12 protein-coding genes are annotated in these 13,488 nt (G+C 32.8%); 6 read left to right on the forward strand and 6 right to left on the reverse strand.

Going from position 1 to position 13,488, the window contains the following annotated elements; all coding sequences use genetic code 11:
* The first annotated feature begins 77 nt into the window (after positions 1-77).
* Positions 78-2,381 (forward strand): 5-methyltetrahydropteroyltriglutamate--homocysteine S-methyltransferase, encoded by a 2,304-nt coding sequence (gene metE / locus BM246_RS05390; RefSeq protein WP_175489779.1) that lies wholly within the window; start codon positions 78-80, stop codon positions 2,379-2,381.
* A gap of 48 nt (positions 2,382-2,429) precedes the next feature.
* Here metE and BM246_RS05395 read toward each other — a convergent pair whose 3' ends face one another.
* Both BM246_RS05395 and BM246_RS05400 read right to left on the reverse strand, forming a co-directional pair.
* Positions 2,430-3,824, reverse strand: coding sequence for an MFS transporter (locus BM246_RS05395; protein ID WP_074936303.1), 1,395 nt, complete (start codon positions 3,822-3,824; stop codon positions 2,430-2,432).
* 75 nt (positions 3,825-3,899) lie between these two features.
* Complete coding sequence (locus tag BM246_RS05400; RefSeq protein ID WP_174564429.1) at positions 3,900-4,721, reverse strand: M48 family metallopeptidase; 822 nt, start codon at positions 4,719-4,721, stop codon at positions 3,900-3,902.
* 203 nt (positions 4,722-4,924) lie between these two features.
* On the opposite strand from BM246_RS05400, the gene msrB reads away from it, so the two are divergent.
* Both msrB and BM246_RS05410 read left to right on the forward strand, forming a co-directional pair.
* Complete coding sequence (gene msrB / locus BM246_RS05405; protein WP_074936306.1) at positions 4,925-5,407, forward strand: peptide-methionine (R)-S-oxide reductase MsrB; 483 nt, start codon at positions 4,925-4,927, stop codon at positions 5,405-5,407.
* Positions 5,408-5,468: 61 nt separating this feature from the next.
* Positions 5,469-6,020 carry a DUF1572 family protein gene (locus BM246_RS05410; protein WP_074936450.1) on the forward strand — a complete coding sequence of 184 codons (552 nt, stop codon included), beginning with the start codon at positions 5,469-5,471 and terminating at the stop codon, positions 6,018-6,020.
* A gap of 319 nt (positions 6,021-6,339) precedes the next feature.
* Here BM246_RS05410 and BM246_RS05415 read toward each other — a convergent pair whose 3' ends face one another.
* The gene (locus BM246_RS05415) at positions 6,340-7,623 is read right to left on the reverse strand and encodes an NAD(P)/FAD-dependent oxidoreductase (RefSeq protein WP_042503948.1); all 1,284 of its coding nucleotides are present in this window, start codon (positions 7,621-7,623) and stop codon (positions 6,340-6,342) included.
* A 176-nt stretch (positions 7,624-7,799) separates the two neighbouring features.
* Between BM246_RS05415 and lpdA the strand changes: the two genes are divergently transcribed.
* Positions 7,800-9,176 carry a dihydrolipoyl dehydrogenase gene (gene lpdA, locus BM246_RS05420; protein ID WP_042503837.1) on the forward strand — a complete coding sequence of 459 codons (1,377 nt, stop codon included), beginning with the start codon at positions 7,800-7,802 and terminating at the stop codon, positions 9,174-9,176.
* A 62-nt stretch (positions 9,177-9,238) separates the two neighbouring features.
* Here the strand turns inward: lpdA and BM246_RS05425 are convergent, their stop codons facing one another.
* The 3 genes from BM246_RS05425 to BM246_RS05435 form a co-directional block, all read right to left on the reverse strand.
* Positions 9,239-9,736 (reverse strand): hypothetical protein, encoded by a 498-nt coding sequence (locus tag BM246_RS05425; RefSeq protein WP_042503836.1) that lies wholly within the window; start codon positions 9,734-9,736, stop codon positions 9,239-9,241.
* Between the two features lie 93 nt (positions 9,737-9,829).
* Positions 9,830-10,246, reverse strand: a complete 417-nt coding sequence (aroQ, locus tag BM246_RS05430; RefSeq protein ID WP_042503835.1) for a type II 3-dehydroquinate dehydratase — start codon at positions 10,244-10,246, stop codon at positions 9,830-9,832.
* Positions 10,247-10,329: 83 nt separating this feature from the next.
* Positions 10,330-10,950, reverse strand: a complete 621-nt coding sequence (locus BM246_RS05435; protein ID WP_042494748.1) for an outer membrane beta-barrel protein — start codon at positions 10,948-10,950, stop codon at positions 10,330-10,332.
* Between the two features lie 286 nt (positions 10,951-11,236).
* On the opposite strand from BM246_RS05435, the gene xerD reads away from it, so the two are divergent.
* Positions 11,237-12,133 (forward strand): site-specific tyrosine recombinase XerD, encoded by an 897-nt coding sequence (gene xerD / locus BM246_RS05440; protein ID WP_074936308.1) that lies wholly within the window; start codon positions 11,237-11,239, stop codon positions 12,131-12,133.
* A gap of 140 nt (positions 12,134-12,273) precedes the next feature.
* Complete coding sequence (locus tag BM246_RS05445; protein WP_052415273.1) at positions 12,274-13,488, forward strand: sensor histidine kinase; 1,215 nt, start codon at positions 12,274-12,276, stop codon at positions 13,486-13,488.

A 13,488-nucleotide genomic window follows, 5' to 3' on the forward strand; every position in this document is an offset into this window, starting at 1 on the left:
TCTTAATATTAGCTATAATTTCTCACTTACATGCTGTAATACTAATTTTGAACAGCAATAAAATCTAATATTTAATTATGAAAACTACCCTTTTAGGACACCCAAGAATTGGACGCCAACGTGAATTAAAAAAAGCATGCGAAGCTTTTTGGTCAGGAAAAATTAATCAAACAGAACTACTAAACACTGCCAAAGAAATAAAAAAACAAAATTGGCTACAACAACAAGACTTAGGTGTTGATTTAATTCCGTCGAATGACTTCTCTTTTTACGATCAAGTTTTAGACGCTTGTTTAACTTTTGGTTGTATTCCAAAACGTTATAACAACATTGATAAAAGCAACTATTTAGAGTTGTATTTTGCTATGGCGCGTGGACTTCAAAAAGATAATATAGATGTTACTGCCATGGAAATGACAAAATGGTTCGATACTAATTACCATTATATTGTTCCCGAATTTGAAAAAGAACAAACATTTCATTTCTTTTCGAATAAAATTATAGAAGAATACAAGGAAGCTTTAACATTAGGAATAAAAACAAAACCTGTTTTAATTGGTCCGGTTACATTTTTACTTCAAGGAAAAGAAAAAGAATCAGGGTTTCATAGGTTAGGTTTATTGGATAAATTATTACCCGTTTACTTCGAAGTTATTGAAAGACTAGAGAATTTAGGTGCAGAATATATTCAATTTGATGAACCTTGCTTAGCATTAAACCTTTCTGAAAAAGAACAACAAGCTATTACAAAAACATACAACAAAATTGCCAAAAAATTCCCGGCATTAAAAGTGTTTTTAGCTAACTATTTTGATTGTTATGGCGAAAATTTAAATATTGCTTTACAACTACCCGTCGATACTTTACACTTAGATTTGGTAAGATGCCCTTTACAATTAAATGATATTTTAGAATCTGAACATTTTAATCCAAAAACAAAACTATCGTTAGGTGTTGTAGATGGTCGAAACATTTGGAAAAATGATTTTGAAGCTTCAATTAAAATTATAGAAAAAGCGAGTAAAAAATTAGATCCAGAAAATTTATGGATAGCGTCCTCTTGTTCTCTACTGCACACGCCATACGATCTCGATTTAGAAACTACTCTAGAACCCGAAATAAAACAATGGCTAGCTTTTACTAAACAAAAAATTGAAGAAATTGTTGCGCTTAAACATTTATTAAAAGCAGATAACGATGGTTATTTACATTTGTTTGAAGAAAATAAATTAGCAAACCTCACCAAGAAAAGCTCAAAACTAATCCATAATGATTCGGTAAAAACGCGAATTTCTAATTTAAAATCTTCCGATAGTCATAGAGAAAGTACTTTTTCTACACGTCAAGTTTTACAAAAACAAGCGTTACATCTTCCTCTTTTCCCAACTACTACTATTGGCTCTTTCCCGCAAACCAAAGAAGTTCGTAGCTGGCGTCTAAAATTTAAAAAAGGAATTTTATCTCAACAAGAATACAATACATTAATTGCCAAAGAAATTGAAGACTCTATCCGTTTTCAAGAAGAAATAGGCTTAGATGTTTTGGTACATGGTGAATTTGAACGAAATGATATGGTTGAGTATTTTGGAGAAAAACTAAACGGATTTGCCTTTAGCAGCTACGGCTGGGTACAAAGTTACGGTAGCCGTTGTGTAAAACCACCTATTTTATTTGGCGATGTATCTCGCGAAAACCCAATGACCGTAAAATGGTCTGAATACGCACAATCTTTAACTGATATTCCTGTAAAAGGCATGCTTACTGGTCCGGTTACTATTTTACAGTGGTCTTTTGTTCGAAACGATCAGCCTAGAGACGTTACTTGTAACCAAATTGCATTAGCGATTAGAGATGAAGTTACAGATCTAGAAAAAGCGGGTTTAAAAATTATTCAAATAGACGAACCTGCCATTCGTGAAGGATTACCATTACGAGAGGAAGAATGGAAGAATTACCTAAATTGGGCTGTAAAAGCGTTTAGAATTTCGGCAAGTGGTGTGCAAAACCAAACTCAAATCCATACGCATATGTGTTATTCGGAGTTTAATGACATCATTGCAAGTATTTCTGATATGGATGCCGATGTAATTACTATTGAAACATCACGTTCTGAAATGGAATTACTAGATGTTTTTGTTGATTTTAAATATCCGAATGAAATTGGACCAGGTGTTTACGATATACATTCGCCACGCGTTCCTTCTTTAGAAGAAATTGAAAACTTGCTTACAAAAGCCAAAAACGTTTTACCTAAAGAACATATTTGGGTAAATCCAGATTGCGGACTAAAAACTAGAGATTGGCCAGAAACCAAAGATGCTTTGAAAAATTTAGTGACTGCTGCTAAAAATTTAAGATCCCAAACGTTGGAGCTCGTTTAAGCTTCCCCTAATTTGAATAAATAAGACTGTTTTTAGAATGTATTTTTACTATTCTAAGGCAGTCTTTTTATTTTCGTTCGGCACTCTAAACAATAAAATAATACCACCTATAAAAAAGACAACAAGCACCAAAATAGCATTTCTCATGGTTCCGGTAATTTGGTCTACGGTAGCAAAAATAACCATACCAATTACAATACCGATTTTCTCAGCAACATCATAAAAACTAAAGTATGATGTAGTGTCTTCCGTTTCTGGTAAAAATTTAGAATATGTAGAACGCCCAAGTGATTGCACTCCTCCCATAACCAAACCAACAATACCGGCCGCAATATAAAACTGCATTGGTGTATGCATTATATAAGCATAAAAACACAAAAACATCCAAACAAAATTAACAGCGATTAGTGTTTTAATATTTCCAAATTTAGATGATGCTTTTGAGGTTACATAAGCGCCAAGAATAGCAACCAGTTGTATCACCAAAATACTAACAATTAACCCCATTGTTTTTTCACTATCTGTTCCCCAAGAAATTTCTTCTTCTCCAAAATAAACAGCAACCAGCATAATAGTTTGTACAGCCATACTAAATACAAAAAATGCATATAGATAGCGTTTCAATCTTAAGTTTTGCTTTAACTCTTTCCAAACTTCTCTTAATTCTTTTAAACCATTAAAGATGACGGCTCGAGTTACTTTATGTCCAGATTTTGTTCCTTTTGGTAAAAAGTAAAATGAATATTGACTAAATAAAGCCCACCAAATTCCAACAGTAATAAAAGATATTTTCATAGCCTTAAACGAAGCTGCGTCTTTAGCCGCATCCATAGCTAATTGAATTTCAGCCTCGCTTCCTCTTTCTGTAATAGATGGATCTATACTTAAATCGAATCCAAAAAACTGCGGAAACATCACCATCATTAAATTGAATATTAACAACAACACACTTCCTAAATACCCCATGGAAAACCCTTTGGCACTTATGCTATCTTGTTGCTCTGGATATGCAATATCTGGTAAATATGAATTATAGAAAACCAAACTTCCCCAGTACCCAATTAATCCCATAAAATAGAACAACAAACTCAGGTGAATTTGTTCTAAATTAAACCAATACAACCCAACACAACCTACGCTACCAACGTAACAGAAAAACTTTAAAAAATTCTTTTTATTACCAACATAATCGGCAATTCCGGAAAGTATTGGCGAAGTAATCGCTACTACCAAAAAGGTAAAAGCTGTTACAAAAGTTATAAGTGCAGTACTTTTAAATTCGGTACCAAAAGCTCCAACAGTTTTAACTTCTGAAAGAAATAATGCCGAATAAAATATCGGAAAAATTGAAGATGCAATAGTTAAAGTATAAACCGAATTTGCCCAATCGTAAAATGCCCAAGCATTTAATAGTTTCTTACTTCCCTTTTCAAGTTGAATCATATAAAAAATTTCGCTAAATAAAAAAGCTGCTAATAATTAGCAGCTTCTAAAGTAAACAAATATTTTATTAAAATGTTATATCGCTCTAAACGATGTTACGCCAAATTTTGCAGCTTCCTTTTTAGCATCTGGAGCCCATTGCGTTAAGTTATTAATTCGCGTATCGTTAGATGGGTGCGTACTCATAAATTCTGCAGGCGCATCTCCTCCACTATTAGCTTTCATACGTTTCCATAATTCAGCAGCTTCATCTGGGTTATAACCAGCAACAGCCATTAAGTATAAACCAATTTTATCAGCTTCAGTTTCATGACTTCTACTAAAAGGTAACATTCCTAATACATTTGAACCAACACCATAGTACTGGTTAAAAGCATTTCTAGATTGCTCATCTTGTATAGCTACATTTCCTGCAACCGCTAAACCTTGTTGTACATATCCAGCACTCATACGTTGCTGTCCGTGGTTTGCTAATGCATGCGCAACCTCGTGCCCCATAATGGCAGCAACTCCTGTTTCGTTTGCTGCTATTGGTAAAATACCTGTGTAAAATACAATTTTACCACCTGGCATGCACCAAGCATTTACAGTTTCATCATCTACCAAATTATATTCCCATTTGTAATCATTTAAATAACCAGCATTTCCGTTTGCAGTTAACCAACGCTCAGCTGCAACAGCTATACGCTGTCCTACTCTTGTAATCATTTCTGCATCTTTAGTACCTGTTACAACATTATTATCCGTTAAAAACTGATCGTATTGAGCAAAAGCAGTTGGAAACAACTGAGCATTAGATACAAATGCCATTGTTTTTTTTCCTGTAAAAGGGTTTGTTGCACAAGAAAATATCATGGCACAAACTCCTAAGGATATTAAAGTAACTTTTAGTTTCATCATATTGGGTTTTATTAGATCTCAAAAATACAAAAACTGTATGTTTAATATTGAGACACATTTTTATTTAATTAGTCACATTCAAATTTAACAAACTTTGAACATAATAAAAGCGCTTTTTTATGAAAAATATAACTTTAATTAAATTCTATTCTGTTATTTTTAGATTTACACTACGACTGAATTAAAAAACAAATTTAAATATGAATAAGATAATTATAGTACTTGCTTTATTTTTAGCTTTTAGTTGCAATTCTACAGCACAAAAGAAGAAAACCGAGACAAAGAAAACTTTTGAAGTCACGAAAACAAAATCTGAGTGGAAAGCACAATTATCTGATGTAGAGTATTACGTTTTACGTGAAGCAGGAACCGAACGTGCTTTCTCAAGCGCTTTAAACAATAACAAAAAACCAGGAACTTACGTTTGCAAAGCTTGCGAAACACCTTTATTTGAAAGTGAACACAAGTTTGATTCCGGTACGGGATGGCCAAGTTTCGATAGAGAAATTAAAGGTAATGTCGATTTTTCTACCGATTACGATTTAGGATATGCTAGAACCGAAGAACATTGTGGAACTTGTGGCGGACATTTAGGTCATGTTTTTAACGATGGCCCAAAGCGAACAACCGGAATGCGCCATTGCATTAACGGTGTCTCTTTAAAATTTGTACCTACAGAATAAGCTTTTTTGAAAGTTACCTTCTCCATTTGCTTTTATTGCCTTGATGGATTACATTTATCGCATGGAAAGTTATTTAGAAAGTATTAGAAAACAGTTTGAATATTATAAAGGTTTAGGCGACAAAACTTTTGATCAATTATCATTTGATGAATTACAAAATGAAATTGCCCAAGATGCCAATTCTATAGCCATTATAACAAAGCATCTTTCTGGGAATATGCTAAGCCGTTGGACAAACTTTTTAACTGAAGACGGTGAAAAACCTTCGAGAAACCGAAATCGAGAATTCGATGATACTTTTGAAACCAAAGAGCAATTATTAGAAAGTTGGAATACTGGTTGGGACTGCCTATTTAATGCTATAAAACCTTTAACGGAAAGCGATTTAGAACGCATAGTTTATATCAGGAATGAAGGCCATACTGTTACAGAAGCGATAAATAGACAATTAGCGCATTACTCTTATCATATTGGTCAAATTGTTTTTTTAGGTAAAATTTTTAAAGGAAAAGATTGGCAGATTCTTTCCATCCCTAAAGGAGGATCTAAAGCTTATAACGATAAAAAGTTTAGCGAAGAAAAATCTAGAAAGCATTTTACTGATGATTTATAATGGTGGTATTTTGTAATTTAAATTTCGATATTTTAAATTGAAGTGCTTACTGTGATATGATGTCTCCCAGCGTCGACATGACGAAACAAACCCAATAATATAAATACTTAAAACATACTTTTGCGGATATGCCCTGCGAGAAGGATTGATGCGATATCCTTTTGTTTTACGTTGATTAACTTGTACTTTCGAGTTTAGAAAAAACGAAAACAATCAAGCCATCACTCTCCTTAAGAAAAAAAACAAAAGATATAGCGGAAAGCCTGTTTGCCATTTTTCATGGCAACTCGCTATAAACATTAAACAAAAAAGAGAGAATTTATAATTTAAACTTCTTTTTAAACGGACGAATAATTAAACGTGCTTCGCGATCGAAACGTATGTAATTATACACCCAGTTTACAAAAACAACCATCCGGTTTCGGAAACCAATTAGGAAAAACAAATGAACAAACATCCAAACATACCAGGCAAAAACACCTTGAAATCTCAATGTTTTTAAATCGACCACTGCTTTGTTTCGTCCTACTGTTGCCATAGCACCTTTGTCTTTATATTCAAAAGGTTTCATGGGTTTTTCCTCTATAAGTTTTAAAATATTACTCCCCAATTGCTGACCTTGTTGTATGGCGGGTTGTGCCATCATTGGTAAGCCGTTCGGAAACTCATCGGTTGCCATGCAAGCGATATCGCCAATGGCAAAAATATGCTCGAAGCCTTTTACTTGGTTGCATTGGTTTACTAAAATACGGTTACCACGAGTAACAAAATCTTTAGCATCTAGTCCTTTTATAGTTGCACCTTGTACTCCTGCTGCCCAAACTACGGTAGCTGTATCGAAGGTTAAATCGGAATTTGTAGTTACTGTTTTACCATCGTAATTAGTTACACGAACGTTTTTCCATACATGAACGCCAAGTTTCTCAAGAAAGTCTTCGGCTTTTGCCGATGCATTTTCACTCATACCCTTTAATAAGCAACCTCCAGATTGTATAATATTAATCTGCGCTAAACGAGTATCTAAATCGGGATAATCTTTTGGAAGAATACCTTTTTTAATTTCGGCTAAAGCACCTGCAAGCTCTACGCCTGTTGGACCACCACCTACTATTACAAAATTCATGAGAGCAATACGCTCATGCAAATCAGTCGTTAATAGAGCTTCTTCAAAATTCTCGAGTATTAAACTCCTTAGGTTTAGAGATTGTGGTATGGTTTTCATGGCCATACTGTGTTTTTCGATTTCCGTATTACCAAAATAATTAGTTTTAGATCCCGAAGCCACCACTAAATAATCAAATTTTAAATCGCCAATATTCGTTTTTATGGTATTGCAAGTGGTATCAATTTCATTTACTTCTGCAAGCCTAAAGTGAAAGTTTGGAAAATCTTTTAAAATTTTACGAATGGGATATGCTATGGAGTCTGGCTCTAGTCCACCGGTAGATACTTGGTATAATAACGGTTGAAATGTATGATAGTTATGTTTATCCAAGAGTACCACTTGTACTTCTTGTTTTGATAATTTTCTTGCTAAGGCAATTCCTGCAAAACCGCCACCAATTATAATAATTCGTGGGTAACTTGTTTTAGGTATGTTCATAAATAATAACTTGCAAAGCAAAGGTAGTAAAACAAAGGTAAATTCCATTTATTACTGGGGCTTCTAATTTATTGAAAACCAAAAGGAACAGGAGCGTGCTTTTTTTTTCGATTTAAGGCTTTGTTAATTCATTATTACATTTCGATTTTGTAAATTCGTAACCTAAAAATTAACAAATGAGTAAATACGATATTATTGTTCTTGGAAGTGGTCCTGGTGGTTATGTAACAGCTATTAGAGCATCACAATTAGGTTTTAAAACTGCTATTGTTGAAAAAGAAAATCTTGGTGGGGTTTGTTTAAACTGGGGTTGTATTCCAACCAAAGCCTTATTAAAATCTGCTCAAGTTTTTGAATATCTAAAACATGCTGAAGATTACGGTTTAAAAGTAACAGATGCAGAACACGATTTTGATGCTGTTGTAAAACGTAGCCGTAACGTTGCAGACGGTATGAGTAAAGGTGTTCAGTTTTTACTAAAGAAAAATAAAGTAGACGTAATTGATGGTTTTGGAAAACTTAAACCAGGTAAAAAAATAGATGTTGATGGTACTGAATATAGCGCCGACAATATTATTATAGCTACAGGTGCTCGCTCTCGTGAGTTACCAAACTTACCGCAAGATGGTAAAAAAGTTATTGGATACAGACAAGCCTTAACGTTAAAAGAACAACCTAAGAAAATGATTGTGGTTGGTTCTGGAGCTATTGGTGTTGAGTTCGCATACTTTTACAACTCTATGGGAACTGATGTAACTATTGTTGAATATTTACCAAACATTGTACCTGTTGAAGATGAAGACGTATCTAAATTAGTTGAGCGTTCTTTCAAAAAATCTGGTATTAAAGTAATGACTTCTGCTGAAGTGACTACTGTTGATACATCTGGAGAAGGTGTGAAAGCTACAGTTAAAACTAGTAAAGGTGAAGAAATTCTTGAAGCTGATATTATTTTAAGCGCTGTTGGTATTAAAACAAACATTGAAAACATTGGATTAGAAGATGTTGGAATTGTTGTGGATAGAGATAAAGTAATTGTTAACGATTTTTACCAAACTAATATTCCTGGATATTTTGCTATTGGAGATATTACTCCTGGGCCTGCTTTAGCACACGTTGCTTCTGCTGAAGGTATACTTTGTGTAGAAAAATTAGCTGGACAACACGTTGAAGCTTTAGACTACGGAAACATTCCTGGTTGTACTTACTGTACTCCTGAGATTGCATCTGTTGGTATCACTGAAAAGCAAGCTAAAGAACAAGGTTTAGATGTAAAGATTGGTAAATTCCCTTTCTCTGCTTCTGGAAAAGCTAGTGCTGGTGGAAACAAAGAAGGTTTTGTAAAAGTAATTTTTGATGCTAAGTACGGCGAATGGTTAGGATGCCATATGGTTGGTGCTGGTGTTACTGATATGATTGCTGAAGCTGTTTTAGGTAGAAAATTAGAAACTACAGGTCATGAAGTTTTAAAAACCATTCACCCACACCCAACAATGAGTGAGGCCGTTATGGAAGCTGTTGCAGCTGCTTATGATGAAGTAATACATATCTAATACTATTAGATATTATAAATATAAAAAGTGCGATTCAATATATTTTGAATCGCACTTTTTTTTTAGAATTTATATTTGCCGCTTAGTTTAAAAATAGAATTTGTAGTTGGTAAGTTTGAATTAAATGGCGCATCATCGGTTAAATTATAATTTAGCCTAGCCTCCATTAAAAACGATTCAGTAAAATCGTATTGCACACCTAAAGTTCCTGATGTAGATACATCTTCAATAACACCATTTTTTAATAATAAACGTGTTGTTGGCCCAAACATAACACTAAATTTTTGAGTAAAACTGTATTTTGCAAGTATTGGAAATTCTTTCACCTTATAGTTTGTATTAAAACCTCCAAAGTTGGTTTCAATATTCTCTGCACGGATGTTCCAATTATCACTTATTCTATATTCCGAAAAGTAGTTTGAAAATGGTAAAACGCTGTTGTTTATGTTAACATCATCGGTTATCTCAAAGGCATCTTCCTTCTCTTTAGAATTTTCTTGAGCATTTACAATAAAAAATACAGGGCAGATAAAAAACAGAATAAGTAATTTTTGTTTCATATATAAATTATCGTAAACTTAATACTACACAAATTTAACCTTAATACCTGTTAATCTTTCACAATTTATTTATAATTTAAACTTAAAAGATTTTTACAAAAAGCTCTGTATAGCCAATCCGTAACTTGCCATACCAAAACCTAATATAACCCCTTTAGCATTTGGTGAAATGTAAGACTGGTGACGAAAAGCTTCGCGACCAAATGTATTAGAAATATGTACTTCTACAACAGGAGTGGAAATTCCTTTTATAGCATCGCCAATACCGATGGATGTGTGCGTATAAGCTCCTGCATTTAAAATAATACCATCTATACTAAAACCAACTTCGTGCAACTTATCTATAATCTCTCCCTCTATGTTAGACTGAAAATACTCTAAACTTACCGATGGATACTTTTCTTTTAATTCACTAAAAAAAGCTTCAAAAGTTAAGCTACCATAAATTTCTGGTTCGCGTTTACCTAACAAATTTAGATTTGGCCCGTTGATGATCATTAGTTTTTTCATATGGTAAATATATTTAATTTTTACGCATAAAAAAAGGAAGCCTTTACGACTTCCTTTTTTTTATTTTCAATAACTATTATTACTTAGAATACGAATAATACTCCAAATTTAGCAGTTCCACCAAAAGGATTGTTTACTTCACCTACTCCAAACTCAAAACTGTTTGTAGCTTTAGCTCCAGATACATCTACTTTAGAAGAAGAGTATGCTAAAACATTATCTAATCCGAAAGTAAGTGCAATGTTTTCTTTTACAAAATAGTTAAGACCTAAATCTAGACCAGCTCCAATTGAATTCACTTTAACATCAGAAATTTTGTCATCTAATGTGTTATACCCAACACCAAGTTCAGTATACGTTTTAAAACGTTTTCCTAAATCTAAAAAGTAATAACGTCCAAAAGCACCAATTCCAACATTTGAGTTTTTAGAAGTGTCAGTTCCAGAAGCAGAAGTTTTAGCTGTACCAAAATCTAATTGAACACCAACTGCTAAATCATCATTTAAAAAATAACCTACTTTTGGTGTAAAGTTAAAAGTGTTAGATTTTGTATCAAAGTTTTTGTCATTAGTACTGCTAAAACCTAAACTTCCTTCAACAAAAACGTTACCTTCTCCAAAACCAAATTCAGTAGTATCATCTTGTGCATTTACTGTAGTAAATCCGAAAACTGCAATTGCCGCAGCAAAAAATAATTTTTTCATAATTAAATTGTTTTATTTTAAATATTCCGCAAATTAAAGACTGTTTACCCGTTAAATTAACACTTAATCCCGCTTTGTGATAATTTTAACATTGTTTAGACTACAACTCATTGGTAATCAATATCTACAGAAAAAACTTTTTTTTTAACATAAAAAAAGCCGAAAATCAGTTTTTTTTCATCCTTAAATACACTGTGATTTCTTATTCATTTGTTTATTAAATACTTCCAAAAATATGAGCAATCCAATCTCTATTTAATCCAAAAAATTCTTTACTTTTATCATAATGAAATGGAGTCAAGCTTTAAAAGATTATACCTTTTATCTAAAAATAGAAAGAGGGTTATCTCAAAATTCAATTAACAGCTATGTACTAGATGTTGAAAAATTAATATCTTTTTTAGAGGAAAAAGATATTAACGAAACAGCTATTTCAATTACAGATGAAACCATTAGAGAATTTATCTATAACACCTCTAAACATATTAACGAGCGTTCACAGTCTCGATTAATATCTGGTTTACGTAGTTTTTTTAATTACTTGGTTTTCGAAGATTATAGACCAGACAACCCTTTGGAGCTTATAGAATCTCCTAAAATAGGAAGAAAACTTCCAGACACCTTATCAGAAGAAGAAATTGATAACCTTATAAAAGCCATAGATTTAAGCAAACCAGAAGGCGAACGTAATAGAGCCATGTTAGAAACACTATATGGCTGTGGCTTGCGTGTTAGTGAATTGGTGAATTTAAAACTATCGGATTTATTTTTTGAAGAAGGCTTTATAAAAGTTACCGGTAAAGGAGACAAACAGCGTTTTGTACCTATTATTGATGTTACTAAAAAATATATTGATATTTACAGAAAAGATATTAGAAAACACATGAACATTCAAGCAGGTTTTGAAGATACTTTGTTTTTAAACCGTCGGGGTAAACAATTAACAAGAGCCATGATTTTTACCATTATAAAACAGTTGGCAGTGAAAATAGATTTAAATAAAAGTATTTCTCCACATACATTTAGACATTCTTTTGCAACACATTTACTTCAAAACAATGCAGATTTAAGATCGATACAGCTTATGCTTGGGCACGAAAGTATAACCACCACCGAAATCTATGTGCACTTAGACAGAAACCATTTAACTAAGGTTGTAGAGAAATTTCATCCAAGAAAATAGTGCTTTTATCCGAGAAATATTGTTTCTTATGTAAGATTTGAAACAAAATCAAGACCAAAACTGTGACCTATTACTATTTAATGCGTCTAAATAGCACCTACTTATAATTCATATTACATTAATAACCCTAAGAAAACCAAATGATTAAGCGTATATTCTCCCCTATTCGTCGTCTATTTGAACATAGAACTAATTCTAATAACTCCAATAGTTTAAAATGGCAATTTGCTGTTGAAAACTCTAAAATTGGTGTTTGGGATTGGGATGCAAAGATGAACGAAGTGTTTTATTCAGTTGAATCTAAAAATATTTTAGGATACAATGATCATGAAATTGGTAACCATGCCGATGAATGGAACAAACGTGTACACCCAGAAGATAAAGCTGCTTACAATAGCGATTTTCAAAGACATATTACAGGCGAACTAGAACTCTACAAAAATGAACACCGTGTACTTTGTAAAGACGGTAGCTATAGATGGATTCTAGATAGCGGAAAAATTGTTAGTAAAGATAAAAACGGTAAACCGTTACGTATTATAGGTACACATATAGACATTACATCTCGCAAGCGGAATGAAGTGCTTCTAAATGAAAACTTCAACATAATTACAAGTCAAAATAAAAGACTTTATAATTTTACGCATATAGTTTCTCATAATTTAAGAACCCATATTGGTAACTTTAAAAACGTACTAGAGTTTCACGAGTCCTCTACAACGCAACAAGAAAAAGATGAAATGTTTAATTATTTAAAAACCATTTCGTCTGCGTTAACGACTACTATCACCAATTTAAATGACGTTATTAGTGTAAACTCAGAGTATAACGACCTAAACAATAACATAGGCATAAATGGTGTAGTTAGAGAAACATTAGGTAATCTATCTATTGAAATAGCTACAAAAAGAGCGACTATAAACACAGACTTGCCTTCTAACTTATATCTTAAAGGAAACTCGTCTTATTTAGAAAGTATATTCCATAACCTAATTTCTAACGCTGTAAAATACGTTCACCCTCAAAAGACACCAATAGTAAATATTAAAGGTGTTCAAACAGAGGAAGGCTTTGAAATTTCGATTTCGGACAACGGTATTGGTATTGATTTAGAAAAATATAAAGAGCAAGTTTTTGGAATGTACAACACATTTCACGAAAGCAGTAGAGACGATTCTGAAGGCATAGGTTTATATCTTACTAAAATACAAGTTGAAGATTTAGGAGGTAAAATTACTATTGATAGTAAACTAAACGAAGGCACGACATTTAAACTCTTTTTTCCAAAAGAAAAAGCTTTCCTTCTTAATAAAAAAAAGGAAAGCTTTAATACGTCTTCTACTTTAAACCAGTAG

The organism is Algibacter lectus (genome assembly GCF_900112395.1).
Taxonomy (GTDB): Bacteria; Bacteroidota; Bacteroidia; order Flavobacteriales; family Flavobacteriaceae; genus Algibacter; species Algibacter lectus.

Coding starts and splice junctions, on each gene's coding strand:
- metE (WP_175489779.1), top strand. CDS start 78: ATGAAAACTACCCTTTTAGGACACCCAAGAATTGGACGCCAACGTGAA.
- BM246_RS05395 (WP_074936303.1), bottom strand. CDS start 3,824: ATGATTCAACTTGAAAAGGGAAGTAAGAAACTATTAAATGCTTGGGCA.
- BM246_RS05400 (WP_174564429.1), bottom strand. CDS start 4,721: ATGAAACTAAAAGTTACTTTAATATCCTTAGGAGTTTGTGCCATGATA.
- msrB (WP_074936306.1), top strand. CDS start 4,925: ATGAATAAGATAATTATAGTACTTGCTTTATTTTTAGCTTTTAGTTGC.
- BM246_RS05410 (WP_074936450.1), top strand. CDS start 5,469: ATGGAAAGTTATTTAGAAAGTATTAGAAAACAGTTTGAATATTATAAA.
- BM246_RS05415 (WP_042503948.1), bottom strand. CDS start 7,623: ATGAACATACCTAAAACAAGTTACCCACGAATTATTATAATTGGTGGC.
- lpdA (WP_042503837.1), top strand. CDS start 7,800: ATGAGTAAATACGATATTATTGTTCTTGGAAGTGGTCCTGGTGGTTAT.
- BM246_RS05425 (WP_042503836.1), bottom strand. CDS start 9,736: ATGAAACAAAAATTACTTATTCTGTTTTTTATCTGCCCTGTATTTTTT.
- aroQ (WP_042503835.1), bottom strand. CDS start 10,246: ATGAAAAAACTAATGATCATCAACGGGCCAAATCTAAATTTGTTAGGT.
- BM246_RS05435 (WP_042494748.1), bottom strand. CDS start 10,950: ATGAAAAAATTATTTTTTGCTGCGGCAATTGCAGTTTTCGGATTTACT.
- xerD (WP_074936308.1), top strand. CDS start 11,237: ATGAAATGGAGTCAAGCTTTAAAAGATTATACCTTTTATCTAAAAATA.
- BM246_RS05445 (WP_052415273.1), top strand. CDS start 12,274: ATGATTAAGCGTATATTCTCCCCTATTCGTCGTCTATTTGAACATAGA.